The organism is Streptomyces sp. NPDC042364, assembly GCF_056437585.1.
In genome coordinates, this window is the sequence record NZ_JBWKAJ010000008.1 from 53,884 (window position 1) to 72,422 (window position 18,539).

18 protein-coding genes are annotated in these 18,539 nt (G+C 71.6%); 12 read left to right on the forward strand and 6 right to left on the reverse strand.

The window, feature by feature from the left end; translation table 11 throughout:
- The first annotated feature begins 66 nt into the window (after positions 1-66).
- The 3 genes from AC067N_RS18020 to AC067N_RS18030 all read left to right on the forward strand — a co-directional run bounded on the left by AC067N_RS18020 (position 67) and on the right by AC067N_RS18030 (position 3,027).
- Entirely contained in the window at positions 67-915 is an 849-nt protein-coding gene (locus AC067N_RS18020; RefSeq protein ID WP_478679860.1) for a helix-turn-helix domain-containing protein, read from the forward strand.
- On the forward strand, positions 875-1,069 hold the full coding sequence (locus AC067N_RS18025; protein ID WP_478679861.1) for a DUF397 domain-containing protein: 195 nt from the start codon (positions 875-877) through the stop codon (positions 1,067-1,069). Before AC067N_RS18020 ends, AC067N_RS18025 begins: the two co-directional genes overlap by 41 nt.
- Before the next feature lie 158 nt (positions 1,070-1,227).
- Positions 1,228-3,027 carry a serine/threonine-protein kinase gene (locus AC067N_RS18030; RefSeq protein WP_478679862.1) on the forward strand — a complete coding sequence of 600 codons (1,800 nt, stop codon included), beginning with the start codon at positions 1,228-1,230 and terminating at the stop codon, positions 3,025-3,027.
- Between the two features lie 7 nt (positions 3,028-3,034).
- Here AC067N_RS18030 and AC067N_RS18035 read toward each other — a convergent pair whose 3' ends face one another.
- Positions 3,035-3,694, reverse strand: a complete 660-nt coding sequence (locus AC067N_RS18035) for a pirin family protein (protein ID WP_478680111.1) — start codon at positions 3,692-3,694, stop codon at positions 3,035-3,037.
- Positions 3,695-3,816: 122 nt separating this feature from the next.
- Between AC067N_RS18035 and AC067N_RS18040 the strand changes: the two genes are divergently transcribed.
- The 5 genes from AC067N_RS18040 to fabF all read left to right on the forward strand — a co-directional run bounded on the left by AC067N_RS18040 (position 3,817) and on the right by fabF (position 8,833).
- Positions 3,817-5,019, forward strand: coding sequence for a PucR family transcriptional regulator (locus tag AC067N_RS18040; RefSeq protein WP_478679863.1), 1,203 nt, complete (start codon positions 3,817-3,819; stop codon positions 5,017-5,019).
- 89 nt (positions 5,020-5,108) lie between these two features.
- Positions 5,109-6,047, forward strand: coding sequence for an ACP S-malonyltransferase (locus AC067N_RS18045; RefSeq protein ID WP_478679864.1), 939 nt, complete (start codon positions 5,109-5,111; stop codon positions 6,045-6,047).
- Positions 6,048-6,068: 21 nt separating this feature from the next.
- Entirely contained in the window at positions 6,069-7,100 is a 1,032-nt protein-coding gene (locus AC067N_RS18050) for a beta-ketoacyl-ACP synthase 3 (RefSeq protein WP_478679865.1), read from the forward strand.
- Between the two features lie 99 nt (positions 7,101-7,199).
- Positions 7,200-7,448, forward strand: coding sequence for an acyl carrier protein (locus tag AC067N_RS18055; protein ID WP_007381745.1), 249 nt, complete (start codon positions 7,200-7,202; stop codon positions 7,446-7,448).
- Positions 7,449-7,561: 113 nt separating this feature from the next.
- Positions 7,562-8,833, forward strand: coding sequence for a beta-ketoacyl-ACP synthase II (gene fabF, locus AC067N_RS18060; protein ID WP_478679866.1), 1,272 nt, complete (start codon positions 7,562-7,564; stop codon positions 8,831-8,833).
- Positions 8,834-9,067: 234 nt separating this feature from the next.
- On the opposite strand, the gene AC067N_RS18065 is transcribed toward fabF, so the two are convergent.
- Complete coding sequence (locus AC067N_RS18065) at positions 9,068-9,562, reverse strand: DUF3145 domain-containing protein (protein WP_478679867.1); 495 nt, start codon at positions 9,560-9,562, stop codon at positions 9,068-9,070.
- Between the two features lie 342 nt (positions 9,563-9,904).
- On the opposite strand from AC067N_RS18065, the gene AC067N_RS18070 reads away from it, so the two are divergent.
- From AC067N_RS18070 to AC067N_RS18080, 3 genes are all read left to right on the forward strand, one after another.
- On the forward strand, positions 9,905-10,804 hold the full coding sequence (locus tag AC067N_RS18070; protein WP_478679868.1) for an SGNH/GDSL hydrolase family protein: 900 nt from the start codon (positions 9,905-9,907) through the stop codon (positions 10,802-10,804).
- Positions 10,805-10,819: 15 nt separating this feature from the next.
- Positions 10,820-11,803 carry an aldose epimerase family protein gene (locus tag AC067N_RS18075; RefSeq protein WP_478679869.1) on the forward strand — a complete coding sequence of 328 codons (984 nt, stop codon included), beginning with the start codon at positions 10,820-10,822 and terminating at the stop codon, positions 11,801-11,803.
- A 250-nt stretch (positions 11,804-12,053) separates the two neighbouring features.
- Entirely contained in the window at positions 12,054-13,325 is a 1,272-nt protein-coding gene (locus tag AC067N_RS18080; RefSeq protein WP_478679870.1) for a pyroglutamyl-peptidase I, read from the forward strand.
- A gap of 68 nt (positions 13,326-13,393) precedes the next feature.
- Here the strand turns inward: AC067N_RS18080 and AC067N_RS18085 are convergent, their stop codons facing one another.
- From AC067N_RS18085 to AC067N_RS18095, 3 genes are all read right to left on the reverse strand, one after another.
- Complete coding sequence (locus AC067N_RS18085) at positions 13,394-14,257, reverse strand: EI24 domain-containing protein (RefSeq protein ID WP_478679871.1); 864 nt, start codon at positions 14,255-14,257, stop codon at positions 13,394-13,396.
- A gap of 161 nt (positions 14,258-14,418) precedes the next feature.
- On the reverse strand, positions 14,419-15,597 hold the full coding sequence (locus AC067N_RS18090) for a GDSL-type esterase/lipase family protein (protein ID WP_478679872.1): 1,179 nt from the start codon (positions 15,595-15,597) through the stop codon (positions 14,419-14,421).
- Positions 15,598-15,610: 13 nt separating this feature from the next.
- Positions 15,611-16,189 (reverse strand): TetR/AcrR family transcriptional regulator, encoded by a 579-nt coding sequence (locus tag AC067N_RS18095; RefSeq protein WP_478679873.1) that lies wholly within the window; start codon positions 16,187-16,189, stop codon positions 15,611-15,613.
- 148 nt (positions 16,190-16,337) lie between these two features.
- On the opposite strand from AC067N_RS18095, the gene AC067N_RS18100 reads away from it, so the two are divergent.
- Positions 16,338-16,769, forward strand: a complete 432-nt coding sequence (locus AC067N_RS18100) for a PPOX class F420-dependent oxidoreductase (protein WP_478679874.1) — start codon at positions 16,338-16,340, stop codon at positions 16,767-16,769.
- Positions 16,770-16,889: 120 nt separating this feature from the next.
- Here AC067N_RS18100 and AC067N_RS18105 read toward each other — a convergent pair whose 3' ends face one another.
- Positions 16,890-18,467, reverse strand: coding sequence for an aspartate aminotransferase family protein (locus tag AC067N_RS18105; protein ID WP_478679875.1), 1,578 nt, complete (start codon positions 18,465-18,467; stop codon positions 16,890-16,892).
- Positions 18,468-18,539 lie beyond the last annotated feature (72 nt).

Genomic DNA, 18,539 nt, shown 5'->3' on the forward strand with positions numbered 1-18,539 from the left:
CCTCGCATACGCTCAACTACGCAAGGAGACGAACGCCGCGAGGCGTTGGAGGCCGGAGGCACCGCAGTGGCCAACATCCAATCGCTCGATCCCAGCGCTTCCCCACTCGACTACTACGGCTGGGAGCTCCGCCGGCAGCGCGAGGCGCACGGACTCAAGCAGAGCCAGCTCGGAGACATCATCTTCTGCACGGGCTCGCTGATCGGACAGATCGAGACCACCAAGAAGATTCCCACCCGCGACTTCTCCGAGCGGGTGGACGCTGCGCTCGGCACCGACGGTGTCTTCTCCCGGCTGGTCGGCCTCGTGCTGCGCAGTCAACTGCCCACCTGGTTCCAGCCGTACGCCGAGATGGAGGCGAAGGCGACATACATCTCCACGTACCAGGCGCAGGTGGTGTACGGGCTGCTGCAGACGGAGGAGTACGCGCGGGCGGTACTGGCCACCGGCATGCCGGACGACCTCGGCGGCCTGGTCGCGGCCCGGATGGAGCGTCAGCGCATCCTGGAGAGGGAGCAGCCGCCGCTGGCCTGGGCGATCCTCGACGAGGCCGTGCTGCACCGGCCCATCGGTGGCCGCGAGGTCATGCGGAGGCAACTGGCCCACCTGTTGGAGTTCACCGGGCACCGGTGGATGCGGGTCCAGGTGTTGCCGTACAGGGCCGGTGAACACACAAGTCTGGACGGGGCGTTCAACCTCCTCCGTTTCGAAGGCGACCCGGACATCATCTACACGGAGGACCTCATCTCCGGCCATATGACGGCCAACCCTGACGCCATCAGGGAAGCCTCACGCCGTTACGCTCATCTCCAGGCCGCCGCTCTCTCCGTTGAGGATTCAGCGGCGTTGATCACCCGTGTGATGGAGGAGCGTTATGGAGAACAGCCCCGACCTGACGAAAGCACGGTGGCGTAAGTCCAGCTACAGCGGGAGCACCGGCGGCGACTGCGTGGAGATCGCCGACGGCTTCCCCGGCGCCATACCCGTGCGCGACAGCAAGAACGCCGGCGGTGCCGTCCTGATCGTCGGCCCGCACGCCTGGCGGGCCTTCGTGGACGGGCTCCGCTAGCAGGCGAACTCGTCCGACCGTCAGGGGTGCCCCGCGATCGTTCTCACAGCCGTTCCGGCCGGATGGACGCCAACCACGCCCTGCGGAAGGACGGTTGGTCGTTCGATACCCTCCCCCTGCACACACGCCACAGCAGACGCGGGGCCGCGGGGGAAACGATGGGCGAGGTACGAACGGGCGGGAACTTCCGTCCGCTGGACGACAACGATCCGAAGGCCGTGGCGAGTTACCGCCTCGCGGCACGGCTCGGTTCGGGCGGTATGGGCACGGTGTATCTGTCGTACACACCCGGGGGGCACCCCATCGCCCTCAAGACGATCCGGCCGGAACTGAGCGAGGACCCCGAGTTCCGCCGCAGGTTCCGGCAGGAGGTTCAGGCCGCCCAGCGGGTACAGGGCCTGTACACCGCGCCGGTCATCGACTACGACACCGAGGGCGCCCGGCCGTGGCTGGCCACCGCCTATGTGCCGGGCCCTTCGCTGCACTCCGCCGTCGCCGAGCACGGCGCGCTGCCGGTCACCTCCGTCCTGCTGCTGCTCGCCGGGGTCGCCGAAGCCCTGAAGGTCATCCACGCGGCCGGCATCGTCCACCGCGACCTGAAGCCCACCAACGTCCTGCTCGCCGCCGACGGCCCCCGGGTCATCGACTTCGGCATCGCGCGTGCCGCCGACGCCACCGCCCTGACCGGCACCGGCGTCTCCATCGGCACCCCGGCGTTCATGTCGCCGGAGCAGGCGGCCGGGAAGCCGATCACCCCGGCGTCGGATGTGTTCGCGCTGGGCCAGGTGGCGGCGTACGCCGGGCGGGGCAGCGGCGCGTACGGCGACGGGCCCTCGCACGCCGTGCTGTACCGCATCGTCCACGAGGAGCCGGATCTCTCCGGTCTCCCCGGTGAACTCCGCTTCGTGGAACGCTGCCTGGCGAAGAACCCCGAGGACCGGCCCTCGCCGGAAGAGGTCATCGCGCTGTGCCAGGAGGCCTCGCCCGAGCCGTTGGTCCAGTCCGGCTCCTGGCTGCCGGAGGCGATCGGCGCCGACATCACCCGCCGGGTCTCCGCGTCGGCGGAACTGCTCGCCGCGCGGAGCACGGCGGCGCAGGCACCGACCTCGGCGCTCCCGCCGGTCGCGCCCACCGCCCCGGTGACCCGGCAGGACGTGGGAGCCGCCGGCCACGCCGCGCCGCCGGTGCACGCGGCGCCCACCATGCACGCCGGGCACGCCGGTCCGTCGGCCCCGCCCGCGCCCGGGCCGCCGTCGACGCCATACCCGCCGCAGCCGGCCATGGCGTACCACCCGCAGCCGGGGCCGCACACCGTGCCGACCGGGCATCCGGCGCCCTATCCGCAGCAGCCGCAGACCTGGCATCCGCAGCCGCAGTTCCGCCCGCTTCCCGTCAAGCCACGGCGGAGCGCGGGCAGTTGGATCGGGATCGGCGTCGCGGTGGTGTTCGGCCTGTTCTGGCTCGGCAGCTGTGCCTCGGTCCTGAAGAGCATCGGGGACTCGGACGACGGCGCGTCCAGCGGTGGTTCGAACTCGGCGAGCAGCAAGCCGCTGCCCGACCCGAAGCCGGTGACCTACAAGGGCATCAACATCCCCCACAACTACTACGTGGAGTTCGCGGACTCCCCGCCCAAGCCGCAGGACGACGAAGGCGGCTCCATCTACTACAGCGACCTGTACTACTACGACGGCGAGCTGCTCAGCGGGAACGACAAGATCGTCCTGCTGAACAACGCCCAGAAGGGTTCCCTGAAGACCTGCCGCGCGGAGACCCGGTTCGCCGACATAGTGTCGTTGTCGCAGCTCTCGAAGGGCACCCAGTTGTGCGTGCACACCGGCTCCGGGCACATCGCACTGGTCACCTACCAGGGCAGAGCCCCTGAGAACGACCCCAGCAACTACGTCTCCGTGGACCTCACGATCTGGCGCAACGCGGAGGAGCCGGAGGGCGACGGCTGACCAGCCTTCACTCCCCCAGCTCCCAGACCAGCACCTCCGCCGGTACGGCCGTCCCGACCAGCTCCAGCCCCTTCTCGTCCGCCACCCGCACCGAGTCGCCGGGGCCCAGCTCGTGCGGTCCGAGCCGGACCGTGCCGCGGACGACGTGCAGGTACGCCCGCGGCGCGTCCGGTACGGCGGTGCGCTCCCCCGCCGCACCGAGGCGCCGGACGTGCAGCATGGCGCCGGCCTCGGGGACGGCGTACGGGGTGGAGTCCGCGATACCGCGGACGATCTCGTAGGCGGGGTCGCCGCCGGGGGCCGACGGGGCCAGCCACATCTGCACGAAGGTCAGCGGCTCGGTGCCCTCGTTGCGCTCCGCGTGCCGTACACCGCCCGCCGAGCTGAGCCGCTGGACGTCGCCGGGGCGGACCACCGTCTCATGGCCGGTGGTGTCGCGATGGGTCAGCTCGCCCTCGACGACCCAGGTGACGATCTCGGTGTGGCTGTGGGGATGCTCGTCGAACCCGGCGCCGGGCCGGAGCCGCTCCTCGTTGCACGCGATCATCGCCCCGAACCGCAGATTGTCCGGGTCGTAGTGCGCCCCGAAGGAGAAGGCGTGCAAGGAGGAGATGCCGGCCGAGGCGTCTCCCCCCGGGTAGCGCTCGTCTGCGCGCCGTACGTCCATCACCCGCCCACGGTAGCCCGGCCGGCCGCAGCGGGGCCCGGGGGCGCGGCCCCCGGCGGACGCATGCCCAGCTCACGGACCCACGGCGCGAGCGAGCGCGGCGATAAGGCACTCTTGGTCACGTGCCCGAACCAGAAGCCAGCAAGTCCGAGACCGCACCGTACGTCCATGCGCACGCCGCGACACTGAGGCGGCTGGAGAAGTCGTCCGGAAGCCTCGCCGCGCAGGCCATCGCGCGGATGGACGAGACGCTGCCCTGGTACCGGGCGATGCCGCCCGAGAACCGTTCGTGGATCGGACTGGTCGCCCAGGCGGGTATCGCGGCGTTCACGGAGTGGTTCCGGCGTCCCGACGCCCCCCAGGCCATCTCGACGGACGTGTTCGGTACCGCGCCGCGCGAGCTGACCCGGGCGATCACCCTCCGCCAGACCGTCGAGATGGTGCGGACGACCATCGAGGTCATGGAGTCCGCGATCGACGAGGTCGCCGCCCCCGGCGACGAGAGCGTGCTGCGCGAGGCACTGCTCGTGTACGCGCGGGAGATCGCCTTCGCCACCGCCCAGGTGTACGCGCAGGCCGCCGAGGCGCGGGGCGCGTGGGACGCGCGCCTGGAGTCCCTGGTCGTGAACGCGGTGCTCAGCGGCGAGGCCGACGAGGGCGCGGTCAGCCGGGCCGCCGCCCTCGGCTGGAACTCTCCCGAGCATGTGTGCGTGCTCCTCGGCACGGCCCCGGACGGCGACAGCGAACTGACCGTGGAGGCCATCCGCCGGGCGGCCCGGCACGCCAAGCTGCAGGTGCTCACGGGGGTGCTCGGCGACCGGCTCGTGGTGATCGCCGGCGGCAGCAACGACCCCTTGCAGGTGGCGAAGTCACTGATCGGACCGTATGCGGCGGGCCCGGTCGTGGCGGGGCCGATCGTGCCCGATCTGCTGGCCGCCACGAAGTCCGCGCAGGCGGCGGCAGCGGGGCTCAAGGCCTGTTCCGCCTGGCAGGACGCGCCCCGGCCGGTGCTCGCCGACGATCTGCTTCCCGAGCGCGCCATCGCGGGCGACCCCAGTGCGCGCGAGCAGTTGGTGGAGGAGATCTACAGACCACTGGAGGAGGCCGGCTCCGCGCTCCTGGAAACGCTCAGCGTCTACCTCGAACAGGCGTCCAGTCTGGAGGGTGCGGCCCGGATGCTGTTCGTCCATCCCAACACCGTGCGCTACCGGCTTCGACGTGTGACTGACGTCACCGGCTGGTCGCCCTCCGATGTACGCTCTGCGTTCACGTTGCGGATCGCGCTGATCCTGGGGCGTCTGGTCGATGGGGATCACCAGCTCTAGGGTTTTGTCGGAGGGCTACAAAAGGCCCTGCTGTTCTTCGTCCCTGTCCTCACGGGCGGCGTCGGCCGTCCCCAAGAGAGAGTGTGAGAGTGCTCGTACTCGTCGCTCCCGGCCAGGGCGCCCAGACGCCCGGCTTCCTGACCCCCTGGCTCGAACTGCCCGGTGCCGCCGACCGCCTCGCCGCGTGGTCGGACGCCATCGGACTCGACCTCGCCCACTACGGGACGCAGGCCGACGCGGACGAGATCCGGGACACGGCGGTGGCCCAGCCACTGCTGGTCGCGGCCGGTCTGCTGTCCGCCACCGCCCTCGGTGACGTGGCGCCCGGCGCCGTCGCGGGCCACAGCGTCGGCGAGATCACCGCCGCCGCCCTCGCCGGTGTCCTCGACGACACGGCCGCGCTGACCCTGGTACGCAAGCGGGGTCTGGCCATGGCCGAGGCCGCCGCGATCACCGAGACCGGTATGTCCGCGCTGCTCGGCGGCGACCCCGAGACGACCGTGCCGCATCTGGAGAAGCTGGGTCTGACCCCGGCGAACGTGAACGGCGCGGGCCAGATCGTGGCCGCCGGCACCCTGGAGCAGCTGGCCGCTCTCGCGGAGGACAAGCCCGAGGGCGTGCGCAAGGTCGTGGCGCTCAAGGTCGCCGGCGCCTTCCACACGCACCACATGGCCCCGGCCGTGGACGCCCTCGCCAAGGCCGCCGAGGCGCTGTCGCCCGCGGACCCGACCGTCACCTACGTCTCCAACAAGGACGGCCATGCCGTCGCGACCGGCGCCGAGGTGCTCTCGCGCCTGGTCGGCCAGGTCGCCAACCCGGTCCGCTGGGACCTGTGCATGGAGACCTTCAAGGGGCTGGGCGTGACCGGCCTGATCGAGGTCTGCCCCGGCGGTACGCTCACCGGTCTCGCCAAGCGCGCGCTGCCGGGCGTGAGGACGGTGGCCCTGAAGACCCCCGCCGACCTCGACGCCGCTCGTGAGCTCATCGCCGAGACATCGACACCTGCCGCTGACGCGGCGGGCGCCTGAGACCCTAGGAGCCAGACAGCAATGTCGAAGATCAGGCCGAGCAAGGGCGCCCCGTACGCACGCATCCTCGGCGTCGGCGGCTACCGCCCGGTCCGTGTGGTGCCCAACGACGTGATCCTGGAGAGGATCGACTCCTCCGACGAGTGGATCCGCTCCCGCTCCGGCATCGAGACCCGGCACTGGGCGAACGACGAGGAGACCGTCGCCGCCATGTCGGTCGAGGCGTCCGGCAAGGCCATCGCCGACGCCGGCATCTCCGCCGAGCAGATCGGCGCCGTGGTCGTCTCCACCGTCTCGCACTTCAGCCAGACCCCGGCCATCGCCACGGAGATCGCCGACAAGCTGGGCACGGCGAAGGCCGCCGCCTTCGACATCTCGGCCGGCTGCGCGGGCTTCGGCTACGGCCTGACCCTCGCCAAGGGCATGGTCGTCGAGGGCTCCGCGGAATACGTCCTCGTCATCGGCGTGGAGCGGCTGTCCGACCTCACCGACCTGGAGGACCGGGCCACCGCGTTCCTCTTCGGTGACGGCGCCGGCGCGGTCGTCGTCGGCCCCTCCCAGGAGCCGCACATCGGCCCCACGGTCTGGGGCTCCGAGGGCGACAAGGCCGGGACGATCAAGCAGACGGTGCCGTGGAACGAGTACCGGACCGGTGATCCGGACAAGCTCCCGCTGGACAGCGACGGCAACGTCAAGTTCCCCGCGATCACCCAGGAAGGCCAGGCGGTGTTCCGCTGGGCCGTGTTCGAGATGGCGAAGGTCGCTCAGCAGGCGCTGGACGCGGCCGGGATCAGCCCGGACGACCTGGACGTCTTCATCCCTCACCAGGCCAACGAGCGGATCATCGACTCGATGGTGAAGACACTCAAGCTGCCGGAGCACGTCACGGTCGCCCGTGATGTGCGCACCACCGGCAACACCTCGGCCGCCTCGATCCCGCTCGCCATGGAGCGGCTCCTGGCGACCGGCGAGGCGAAGAGCGGCGACACCGCGCTCGTCATCGGCTTCGGGGCGGGTCTCGTGTACGCAGCGACGGTCGTTACCCTCCCCTAGGCAACCGTTCCGGATCTTGTGGTCCGGCGCGGTACAGCAACACCTGCCGCCGACGCGGCGGACGCCCACCCTCTGGATATCTACGAAGGAGCGCCTGACATGGCCGCCACTCAGGAAGAGATCGTCGCCGGTCTCGCCGACATCGTGAACGAGATCGCCGGCATCCCGGTCGAGGACGTCCAGCTGGACAAGTCCTTCACCGACGACCTGGACGTCGACTCCCTGTCCATGGTCGAGGTCGTCGTCGCCGCCGAAGAGCGCTTCGACGTCAAGATCCCGGACGACGACGTCAAGAACCTCAAGACCGTCGGCGACGCGACCGACTACATCCTCAAGCACCAGGCCTGATCCGCCGGGACCGGGACCGGCCGTCCGGCCGCCCGGTCCCCGGAGTCAGTCCGACTGCCCCGCCACCCGGCGGTGGCGCCGCTGAATCCTCGTAACCGTTGGAGAACATTCCCGTGAGTTCGACCAATCGCACCGTGGTCGTCACCGGTATCGGCGCAACCACACCGCTGGGTGGCGACGCGACTTCCACCTGGGAGGGGCTGGTGGCCGGCAAGTCCGGTGTCCGCCCCCTGGAGCAGGACTGGGCCGCCGACCAGGCGGTCCGTATCGCGGCACAGATCGCCGTCGAGCCGACCGAGGTCATCCCCCGGCCGCAGGCCCGCAGGCTGGACCGCTCGGCGCAGTTCGCGCTGATCGCGGCCAAGGAGGCATGGGCCGACGCCGGTTACACCGAGACCTCCGCCGACGACGGCACCGTCGACGCCGACCGGGTCGGCGCGGTCATCGCCTCCGGCATCGGCGGCGTGACGACGCTGCTCGACCAGTACGACGTGCTGAAGGAGAAGGGCGTACGCCGCGTCTCCCCGCACACCGTGCCCATGCTGATGCCCAACGGCCCGTCCGCCAACGTCGGTCTGTACGTGGGCGCCCGTGCCGGTGTGCACACCCCCGTCTCCGCCTGCGCGTCGGGCGCCGAGGCCATCGGCTACGCCATCGAGATGATCCGCACCGGCCGCGCCGACGTCGTGGTCGCCGGCGGCACCGAGGCGGCGATCCACCCGCTGCCCATCGCCGCGTTCGGCAACATGATGGCGATGTCCAAGAACAACGAGAACCCGCAGGCCGCGTCGCGTCCGTACGACACCGCCCGCGACGGCTTCGTCCTCGGCGAGGGCGCGGGCGTCGTGGTCCTGGAGTCCGCGGAGCACGCCGCGGCACGCGGGGCGCGGGTCTACGCGGAGGCGGTCGGGCAGGGCATCTCCGCCGACGGCCACGACATCGTGCAGCCCGAGCCGGAGGGGCGGGGCATCGCCGCCGCCCTGGAGCACCTGCTGGAGCGCACCGACCTGGACCCGGCGGAGATCGTGCACGTCAACGCGCACGCGACGTCGACGCCTGCCGGTGACATCGCCGAGCTGAAGGCGCTGCGGAAGGTGTTCGGGGACCACGCCGACCACATGGCCGTCTCCGGTACGAAGTCCATGACCGGGCATCTGCTGGGTGGTGCCGGTGGCGTCGAGACCGTCGCGACGGTCCTCGCGCTGTACCACCGGGTGGCTCCGCCGACGATCAACGTCGACAACCTGGACCCGGAGGCCGAGGCCAACGCGGACGTGGTGCGGGGTGAGGCCCGCAAGCTGCCCGTCGAGGGCCGGATCGCCGCGCTGAACGACTCGTTCGGGTTCGGCGGACACAACGTGGTGCTGGCGTTCAGGACGATCTGAAACCGGCGTTGACTGAAGATGGCCCGGACTCTGGGAAGAGTTCGGGCCGTTCGCCGTTGCGGCTGCCTGGCCGTTCGCCGTTGCGGCTGCGTGGCCGTTCACCGTTGACGGGCTGCGTGGCCGTTCGCCGTCGACGGGCTGCGCGGGCTGCGTTGCGGCCGGGTGCGGGCCGTCTTGGGCTGGTCGCGCGGTTCCCCGCGCCACCGGAGGACCGGCGTCGCGGCCCGGGTCCGTCTAGACGACCTGGTGGAGCCAGCGGACCGGGGCGCCCTCGCCCGCGTACCTGAACGGCTCCAGTTCGTCGTCCCAGGGCTTGCCGAGGAGCTTGGCGATCTCCGCTTCCAGGTCCGTCTCGCCGCGCTGGGATCTCGTCAGAGCGGCGCGCAGGCGGTCCTCCGGGATGAGGATGTCGCCGTGGATGCCGGTGACGGCGTGGAAGATGCCCAGGTCGGGGGTGCAGCTGTAGCGCTCGCCCTCGGCGTTGGGGCAGGGCTCGGCGGTGACCTCGAAGCGGATCAGCTGCCAGCCGCGGAGCGCGGAGGCGAGTTGGGAGGCCGTTCCGGGCCGGCCCTGCCAGGAGAACTCCGAGCGCCAGGTGCCCGGCGCGGCCGGCTGGCGGATCCAGTCGAGGTTCACGCGGGTGCCCAGGACGCCCGCGACGGCCCACTCGACGTGCGGGCACAGCGCGCGCGGCGCGGAGTGCACGTACAGAACTCCACGTGTCGTCACCGGGGCCTCCACAGAGCGGGACGTCTTGCAGTTTGACGGAACGGCGGTGGCCGAGCGGCCACGGGCCGAGGCTACCGTGCGGCGAGGCGGGGAGGGTGACGTACCGTCGGAGCCGACGCCGGTAAGCAGCGCGGTTTCACCCGGCGGGACGCGTGTTCCGACCCTTCCGCTGGGCCACACGGGGTGAATCGCCGTAAGAACTCGGCCATCTGAGGGGACGTCCGGAATGGCCGGATCGGTTGCGTCGTCCGCCACATCCGTCCCGGCCCCCTCCGTGTCGGGAACCCCCGCGCGTTGACATGGGTGGGAACTTGCATGGATGACCGAGGAGGGGACCAGGGGATGCGGAAGCGACGCCACCGTTCGAGGGCGGTGTCCGGTGCCGTGCTGGCGGCCGCCGTGCTGGCGGTGACCGGCTGCGACGCCACCGGCGGCAACTCCCCCGGCCCCGAGGGAACCGGCGCGAAGACCCGGCCCTCCGCGTCGCCCACCCCGTCCTGGGACAGCACCCCTAAGTCGCTGGCGGCCGTCGGCGACTCCATCACCCGTGGCTTCGACGCCTGCAAGGTGCTGTCGGACTGCCCCGAGGTCTCGTGGGCGACCGGCAGCGACGCCTCGGTCGACAGTCTCGCCGTACGGCTGCTCGGCCGGACCGGAGCGGCGGAGCGCAGCTGGAACTACGCGGTCACCGGCGCCCGGATGGCCGACCTGCCGAGCCAGGTGGCGCGGGCGGCGACCCGGAAGCCGGAGCTGGTCACGGTCATGATCGGCGCGAACGACGCGTGCCGGGCGACCGCCGAGGAGATGACCCCGGTCGCGGACTTCCGCGCCGACTTCGAGGACTCCATGGCCGCGCTGCGCGACGCCCTGCCGAAGACGCAGGTGTTCGTGGCGAGCGTGCCCGATCTGAAGCGGCTGTGGTCCGAGGGGCGTACGAACCCGCTCGGCAAGCAGGTCTGGAAGCTCGGTATCTGCCCGTCCATGCTGGCCGACCCCGATGTCCTCACCACGGCGGCGACCGAGCGGCGGGAGACCGTCCAGAACCGCGTGGAGGCGTACAACGACGTGCTGCGGGACGTCTGCGCCGAGGACCGCCACTGCCGATACGACGGCGACGCCGTCTTCGACTACCGCTTCGGGCAGGCCCAGCTCAGCCAGTGGGACTGGTTCCATCCCAGTGTGAACGGGCAGGCACGGCTGGCGGAGATCGCCTACCGGATCATCAGCAAAAAGGATGTGTGACCTAGGGTTCCGCTCATGAGCGAACTTTTCGGCACACTTTCCGACGGCACGCCTGTTCACCGCTGGACGTTGGAGCGGGGCGGCGCCCGGGTGCGCGTCCTGACGTACGGCGGCATCGTGCAGTCCGTGGAGATCCCGGACCGGGACGGGCGGACGGCGGACGTGGTGCTGGGATTCGCGGATCTCGACGGGTACCTCCGGAACCAGGGGCCCTATTTCGGGGCGCTGATCGGGCGGTACGCGAACCGGATCGCCGGGGGACGGTTCGTGCTGGACGGCCGGGTGTACCGGCTGGAGCGCAACAACGCGCCGAACTCCCTGCACGGGGGTCCCCGAGGCTTCGACAAGCGGGCGTGGGACGCGGAGGCCGTCGAGGGCGGGGTGCGGCTGTCACGGGTGAGTCCGGACGGGGAGGAGGGCTTCCCGGGGCGGCTGGAGGTATCCGTCACGTACACGCTGGACGAGGACGGCGGTGCGCTGCGGATCGCGTACGAGGCGGTGACCGACGCACCGACCGTGGTGAACCTCACCAATCACTCCTACTGGAACCTCGCGGGCGCGGCCTCCGGGAGCGCCGCCGGGCATGAGCTGCGGATCGGCGCGGCGACGGTCACCCCGGTGGACGCCGACCTCGTACCGACAGGTGAGCCGGCCGAGGTGGCGGGGACGCGGTTCGACTTCCGGACGGCCCGGAAGGTGGGGGCCGGGTACGACCACAACTTCGTGCTGGACAAGGGGGTCACCGCGACGGCGGAGCCGGTGGCGGAGCTGGTCGATCCGGGTTCGGGGCGGATGCTGACCGTGGCCACGACCGAGCCGGGGCTGCAGCTCTACACGGCGGATCACCTTCAGGGGCCGTTCGGGCCGGGTGGCGGGATCGCCCTGGAGACGCAGCACTTCCCCGACTCGCCCAACCGGCCGCGGTTCCCTAGCACGGAACTGCGGCCGGGGGACGTGTACCGGTCGGAGACGGTCTACGGGTTCGGGGTGCGCGCCTAAGGGTTGTCCCGTGGGCCCTGCTCGGGGAGGGCAGGGGAGGGGCGCGAGGGCCGAGCGGCGGCCGGGCCGGTCCCGCACGGCACGCGGCATGGCGTGTGCCCCTTCCGTCACGCGATACTGCCGCCGTCCGGGCCACACCCCCCACGGCGCGAGCGGGCGCCACAGCTACGGAAGGACTCGAACTCCCTTGCATTCCACAGGACTTGGTTTCAGGTTGGGGCGAAGCGGCAGGGCCGGTGTGCGGGGAGCTGTGGGGCTGGCGGCTCTGTGCGCGGGGCTCTGCTTCCCCGGCTCCGCCTCCGCGTCCGGGCCGGTTCCGGCCTCGGGGACCGCGGCCGCGTCGCTCACCGTCGAGGAGCAGCGGCTCGACCGGGCCGTGCCCCAGGAGATTCTGCGGCGGTCCGGATTCGACGGAGTGGCCCCGGAGTTGGAGCGGGCTCTGGCCGGGGCGCGGTCGTACGCGCAGGCCGAGCGGATCGTCGAGCGGCAGGGGTCGCGGCTGTGGACGCGGGCGGTGGACCGGGCGCAGGGGCGGGGGCCGGCGGGCGGTGACCTCAGCCGGGACGACGACCGGCCGCTGTACTGGGCCCGGTTGGGGATGACGCGGGAAGTACGGCAGTGGGCGCCGGAGTTCGAACTGAGCGATGCCCGACGGGCCATGCTGCTGGGGAAGCTGGAGCGGGCGTCGCGGGGGCAGGACGCGATCCGCTATCCCCGTTCCGCCGACGGGAAGGGGCTGAAGCGGATCCTCGTCACCGGGTTCGATCCGTTCACGCTGGACCGGGACATCCGGATCTCCAACCCGTCCGGGGCGACGGCTCTCGCGCTCGACGGGACGGTCGTCCGGACCGCCGCCGGTCCGGCGCGGATCGAGACGGCCGTCTTCCCCGTCCGCTGGCAGGACTTCGCCGAGGGGACGGTGGAGCGCACACTGCGGCCGCGGTTGCCGCGGGTGGACCTCTTCGCCACCGTCAGCCAGGGCCGGGTCGGGCGCTTCGACATCGAGCGGACCAACGGGGCCTGGCGGGGCGGCTTCCCGGACAACGACGACGTCGCCCGCACCGAGACCATCCCGGTGACCGGCCCCGCCGCGCAGCCGCAGTGGACGTCGACGACCCTGCCGTACGCGGAGATCGTCGCCGCGGACACCGGGCGCTTCCCGGTGTACGACAACACGAGCGTGACCGAGATTCCGGCGGGCGGGACGTCCGCGGTGGTACGGCCGGAGGGTCCGACCGCGGGCTCGACCGCCAGGGCCGGGGGCGGCGGGAACTACCTCTCCAACGAGATCGCCTACCGGGCGACGCTGCTGCGGGACCGGCTGGGGCTGCGTGACGTGCTGCCGGGCGGGCATGTGCACACGCCGGTGCTGCAGTTCGGGACGGGGAACACCGATCCGGCGGCCGGGACGGTCACCGATCCCGAGTTCGTACGGAACCGGCTGGACATCATCGGGCAGGTACGGGCGATCCTCGGCGTGGCCGCGGACGCGTCGCTCGGGCGGGGGCCGGCCAAGCGGTGACGCCGGGGCCGGCGCAGGGACGAGGTCGGCGGGCGGCTGCCCGTCGGCCCCGTGAACGGCCCCGCGGGTCACTGCGTCCGGGGCTTGGTCCAGGGGTCCGCAGGCCGGGGCTGGGGCGTGTGGCCGTGGGGGGCGTGGCCGGCGTGGGGGCCGGTGGCGTTCTCGTCGTCGGCGTCGCCGTCCGTCGTCTCCTCGCCCAGGAGGTCGCGGGCCATGAGGGTCGCGCCCGCGACCGCGCCCGGCATCAGGAAGACGGCGACGAACGGGACGAGGAAGGCCAGGGCGAGCGGGGTGCCGAAGCCCCAGACCAGGGTCCTGCGGGAGCGGAGCAGCCGCAGACGGTCGCGGAGGTCGACACGGCGGCGCTGGAGGGCGACCGCCGTCAGCTCCTCGGTGAGGAAGAAACCGGTCACGAAGAAGCCGATGACGGGGACCACCGTCTGCCCGATGAACGGGACGAAGCCGAGGGCGAAGAGCAGGACGCCCCACAGCGCCGCCCTGATGACGATGCGCAGGCTGTCGCGGGCCGAGATCCACAGCTCCCGCCAGAACGGCAGGCCGGACTCCGGCGCGGTGCCGTCGGGCGAGACGTCGCGGTCGACCTTCTCCGAGAGGTTCTCGTAGAAGGGCTGCCCTATGAGGAGCGTCATCGCCGTGAAGGTGACGACGGAGAGGAGAAGGGCCAGGGCGAACAGGACGGCGGTGAGGAAGCCGCGGAAGAGGCCGGGCCAGGGGCTGGACCAGTCGTCGGCGAACGGGGTGGCCCAGGCGACGAAGTCGGGGCCCCAGACGGCCAGGGCGGTGAGGGCGGCCAGATAGAGGACCAGGGTGATCAGGCCGGGGATCAGACCGAAGCCGTACTGCCTGCCGTGCCGGGCCACCCACTTCTGGCCCTGGACGAGATACTGGAAACCCACCCCTAGATCGCGCATGGGGGCACTTTATCCATGGGGTGGGCCGGGAGGGCCAGGGGGTTTGCCGCCCCCGCCCGCCCCCGCCCGCCCCCGCCCGTCTCCTCCCGTCTCCTCCCGTCTCCTCCCGTCTCCTCTTCGACGCGCGGTTGCCCGCGTCCCCGGAAGGGGCCTGCGGCCCTTCACGGGGCGAAGGGGGCCGCGTCGGCAGTGAAGACCAGGTCGGCGAAGCGCCGTGCCATGTCGCGGTGGGTGTGGGCGTCCGGGTGGAGGTCGTCGGGGAGGGGGTGGGCCTCGGCGTCCGCCTCGCCGTACAGGTCCCGGCCGTCGAGGTAGTGGAGGTTCGGGTCGCTCTTCGCCCGGTCCGCCACCAGGCCGGCGAGTTCGGCACGGATCACCCGGAGGTTCAGTTTGCCAAGGGGCACCTCCTCCGGGTCGCCCATGGCGCGGAAGCGCAGGCGCCCTTCCCCGATCCCCGTGAAGTCGGGGGCGCAGGGACCGGGGGTCGTCTCGTGGATGGGGCAGAGGATGGGCGAGACGACCAGGAGGGGGGTGGTGGGGTGACCGTCGCGGACGGTGTCGAGGAAGCCGTGGACGGCGGGGGCGAAGGCGCGCCGGCGCATGAGGTCGTGGTTGACGATGTTGATGCCGATCTTGAGGCTGATCAGGTCGGCGGGGGTGTCACGGATGGTGCGGGCGGTGAACGGGTCGAGGAGCGCTCCGCCGCTGAAGCCCAGGTTGACGACTTCCACGCCGCCGAGGGAGGCGGCGAGGACGGGCCAGATGCCGGTGGGGCCGGTGGCGTCCGAGCCGTGGCTGATCGAGCTGCCGTGGTGCAGCCAGGTCCGGCGGCCGGGGTCCGGGGCGGGCTCCACGGGGGCGTCGGTGCGCAGCGCGACCAGTTCGGTGGTCTCGTTGTGCGGGAGCCAGATCTCGACCGTCTTGTCGGTGTCCGGGAGGTCCGTGAAGCGGACGGTGCCCGGGGTGCCGGGCTCGCTCTCGGTGGTTCCGGCCGTCATGTCGATGGTGAGGGTGTTGCCCGAGGTGACGCTTCCCCGGCCGGTCAGGACGCCGTCCACCAGCAGGTCGTAGAGGCCGTGCGGGCGGGGCGGGGCCCCGACGTAGTTCCGCTTGGTGGGCAGGGTGTCGAGTTCGACGGTGGTCGCGCGGGTGCGGAACGCCAGGCGTACGCCGGAGGGCTGGGCCTCGGCCATGGCCAGTTGCGGGTCGGCGCACTGGGCGCGGGCCCGGGCGGGGAGCCGGTGCGGGAGCACGCCGTGCTCGGTGCGCTCCAGGTCGAGGGCGCCGCGCAGCAGGCCGGCCGTGAGGGGGGTGGTGATCCAGTGGTCGTCGGTGTGCATGCCTCACCTGGGGTCAAGGGGCGGAGGGTGCGGGCCAGTTGCGCAGCAGGGCGTCGAGGGCGTCCAGCATCCGGGTCCAGGTCTCCTCGGAGTCGGGGAGGCTGTGGCTGAACCCGCCGCTGAGTTCGAGGCTGACGTAGCCGTGGAAGAAGCTGCCGAGCAGCCGGACGGCGTGGGTCTGGTCCGGTTCCTCCAGGTCGTAGCCGCGCAGGATCGCCCGTGTCATCCGGGCGTGCCGGACGCCCGCGCTCGCGGCGGCAGTCTCGGGGTCGAGACGCATCCGGGCGGCGGTGGCGCGGCCGGGGTGTTCGCGGGCGTAGTCGCGGTACACGTTCGCCATGGCGGCCAGGGCGTCCTTCCCGGCCCGGCCGGCGAGCGCGGCGGCGCCCCGGTCGGCGAGTTCCTCCAGGGCCAGCAGGGCGATACGGGTCCTCAGGTCCTGGGAGTTCCGCACGTGCGAGTACAGGCTGGCGGCCTTGACGTCGAACCGCCGGGCCAGCGCCGAGACGGTCACCTCGTCGAACCCGACCTCGTCGGCCAGCTCCGCGCCCGCCCGGACGAGGCGTTCCGGGGTGAGTCCCACGCGCGCCATGACCTTCCTCCCGCTCGGTGAGGTCGAGTATGGAGCTTCCTAAAGCCTTTAGGCAAATAGGCATGGTCCTTAGTTTTGTGGGTACGTCATCGCGGGGCACGCGGGCCGCCTTGACTTCCTACCGGTGTGAAGGCCGATGATCGGTGACATGACCTCTACTTCCTTCAACCCCCGTACGCTGCTTGCGAAGAGCCAGATCGGGGTGCTCGCGACCATCAAGGCGGACGGGCGGCCCCAGCTCTCCCCCGTCCAGCCGTTCTTCGACGAGCGTGCGGGTGTGATCCACGTGTCCACCAGCGCGGGCGCGGCCAAGGTGGCCAACCTGCGGCGGGACGCCCGGGCCACGCTGGAGGTGACCAGCCCCGACGGCATGTCGTGGGCCACCGCCGAGGGCATCGCCACGCTGACCGGGCCGGGCACCGACCCCCATGGGCCCGAGGTCGAGGCGCTGGTGGAGTACTACCGGGTCGCGGCCGGTGAGCACCCGGACTGGGACGAGTACCGGGCGGTGATGGTCTCCGACCGCCGGGTGCTCATCACGATGACGGTCGACCACGTCTACGGGGCCGACATCAGCTGACGCGACGGCAGGGGGCGGGCCGCGCCCCGTGCTCGCGGCGACGGCCGTCGGCCCCCGGACCCGGCTGGGTTCCGGGGCCGACGGCCGTCGCCGTGTCTCCGTGCGGCGGGACGTCGCCGCTCAGGCGTGCAGCAGCGTCTCTCCGTCCTGCTTGCGCAGGACCGCGATCAGGTCGCGCAGGCCCTTGTCCGCCAGGGCGATCTCGTCGTCCGTCAGGTACACCGACGGTTCGAGGCGCAGGGTGTTCGTGGCACTCGCGGTGGGGAAGATGCGGATCGCGTGGGCGCGGAGCAGATAGCCGGCGAAGAGATAGCCGAGGAGGCCCGCCCGCGCCTGGTCGCGGATGATCTCCGAGGTGGACTCGGACTGGTCGTGGAACTCCAGACCGATCATCAGGCCCTTGCCGCGGACGTCCTTGACGATGTCGCCGAACTCCTCCTTCAGGCGGCCGAGCACCGCGAGCAGCCGGTCGCCGCGCTCGGCGGCCAGCCGGTACGCCCTCCCGTCGTCGGCCTCCAGCAGGTCCACGGTGCGGCCGGCGACGAGGGTGGAGAAGCTGTCCTTGGCGTAGGTGGAGCTGTGGACGAGTTCGAAGTCGGTGCGGTAGCGGGAGCCCCGGATCAGGGTGAGCGCGGCCTTGGCGACACCGCCGCCGAGACTCTTGGCGAGGGTGTAGTAGTCGCCCTGGAGACCGAGGTGCGAGCTGGCGAAGAACGCGCCGGAGCGGCCCATGCCGCTCTGCACCTCGTCCACGATGATCGGGCAGTCGATCGCGGCGCAGACCTCCTGGACCCGGCGTACGGCGGCCCGGTCGAGGACGCGGATGCCGGCCTCGCCCTGGACGGGTTCGAGGATGAAGGCGCAGATGACGGGCAGTTCCCGTTCGGTCAGGCGGACGACGCCGTCCTCGACGACGAGGTCCAGGACCGTCCTGCGCTCCTCCGCCACGGTCTTCTCCAGCGCGTCCGGCTCGTCGAGCGGCACGAAGCGGCACTGGGCGGCCAGGGCGCTGAAGGGGGTGCGGTAGCCGACGTTGTGGGTGAGCTGGACGCTGCCGACCAGCTTGCCGTGGAAGGAGCCCTCCGGGGCCAGGAACACCGGCCGGGCGGACATGCGCTCGCTGTTGGCGGCCCGGACCGCGTCGAGCAGGCGGTGGATGTCGCCGGCGTCCCCCGGCACCGCGCCGGGGCCGAGGAGGCCGACGGTGGAGTCGGTGGCGACGCGGGCGCCGGACCGTACCGCCGCGCGGGCCTCGTCGAGGTGGGTCTCGATCTCCTCCGCCAGCTCGGCGAGTTTCATCACCCGGTCGAGTTCGGCGTGCTTGACCGCCACCTCGACGGCCTCGGCGCCGCTGTTGGCGAAGACCGCCGAATAGTGCTCGTCGGTGCCGAACTCACGCTGGAGGATGCCGTTGATCTTCCAGGCGAGGTCGTTGGCGTACGGGTGCCGGGAGAACTGGGCGTGGATCGGTGTCCCCTGGTCGAGCAGGGATTTCGCGTAGGCCACGATCTCCGGGTTGTTGTGCCCGAGTATCGCCGAGCCGTAGCCGCCGACCAGGTCGAGGACGGGGATTTCCGCGCCCTGGTCGTCACGGTAGAAGAGGGTGTTCCCCTGAGAGCGGATGTATTCGACGCCGAGTCCGAGTGAGGACAGCCATCCGGCAAGGTGCGGTTCCGCCAGTTCGAGTTTCTCGACCACCGGGTATTCCTCTCCGATTGTTTTCTGCCCGACCGATTTCGGCAGACCCTAACATTGGCATCTCCCACCTTC

Coding starts and splice junctions, on each gene's coding strand:
- AC067N_RS18085 (WP_478679871.1), bottom strand. CDS start 14,257: ATGCGCGATCTAGGGGTGGGTTTCCAGTATCTCGTCCAGGGCCAGAAG.
- AC067N_RS18095 (WP_478679873.1), bottom strand. CDS start 16,189: ATGGCGCGCGTGGGACTCACCCCGGAACGCCTCGTCCGGGCGGGCGCG.
- AC067N_RS18035 (WP_478680111.1), bottom strand. CDS start 3,694: ATGGACGTACGGCGCGCAGACGAGCGCTACCCGGGGGGAGACGCCTCG.
- AC067N_RS18070 (WP_478679868.1), top strand. CDS start 9,905: ATGCGGAAGCGACGCCACCGTTCGAGGGCGGTGTCCGGTGCCGTGCTG.
- AC067N_RS18100 (WP_478679874.1), top strand. CDS start 16,338: ATGACCTCTACTTCCTTCAACCCCCGTACGCTGCTTGCGAAGAGCCAG.
- AC067N_RS18075 (WP_478679869.1), top strand. CDS start 10,820: ATGAGCGAACTTTTCGGCACACTTTCCGACGGCACGCCTGTTCACCGC.
- AC067N_RS18050 (WP_478679865.1), top strand. CDS start 6,069: ATGTCGAAGATCAGGCCGAGCAAGGGCGCCCCGTACGCACGCATCCTC.
- AC067N_RS18025 (WP_478679861.1), top strand. CDS start 875: ATGGAGAACAGCCCCGACCTGACGAAAGCACGGTGGCGTAAGTCCAGC.
- AC067N_RS18030 (WP_478679862.1), top strand. CDS start 1,228: ATGGGCGAGGTACGAACGGGCGGGAACTTCCGTCCGCTGGACGACAAC.
- AC067N_RS18055 (WP_007381745.1), top strand. CDS start 7,200: ATGGCCGCCACTCAGGAAGAGATCGTCGCCGGTCTCGCCGACATCGTG.
- AC067N_RS18090 (WP_478679872.1), bottom strand. CDS start 15,597: ATGCACACCGACGACCACTGGATCACCACCCCCCTCACGGCCGGCCTG.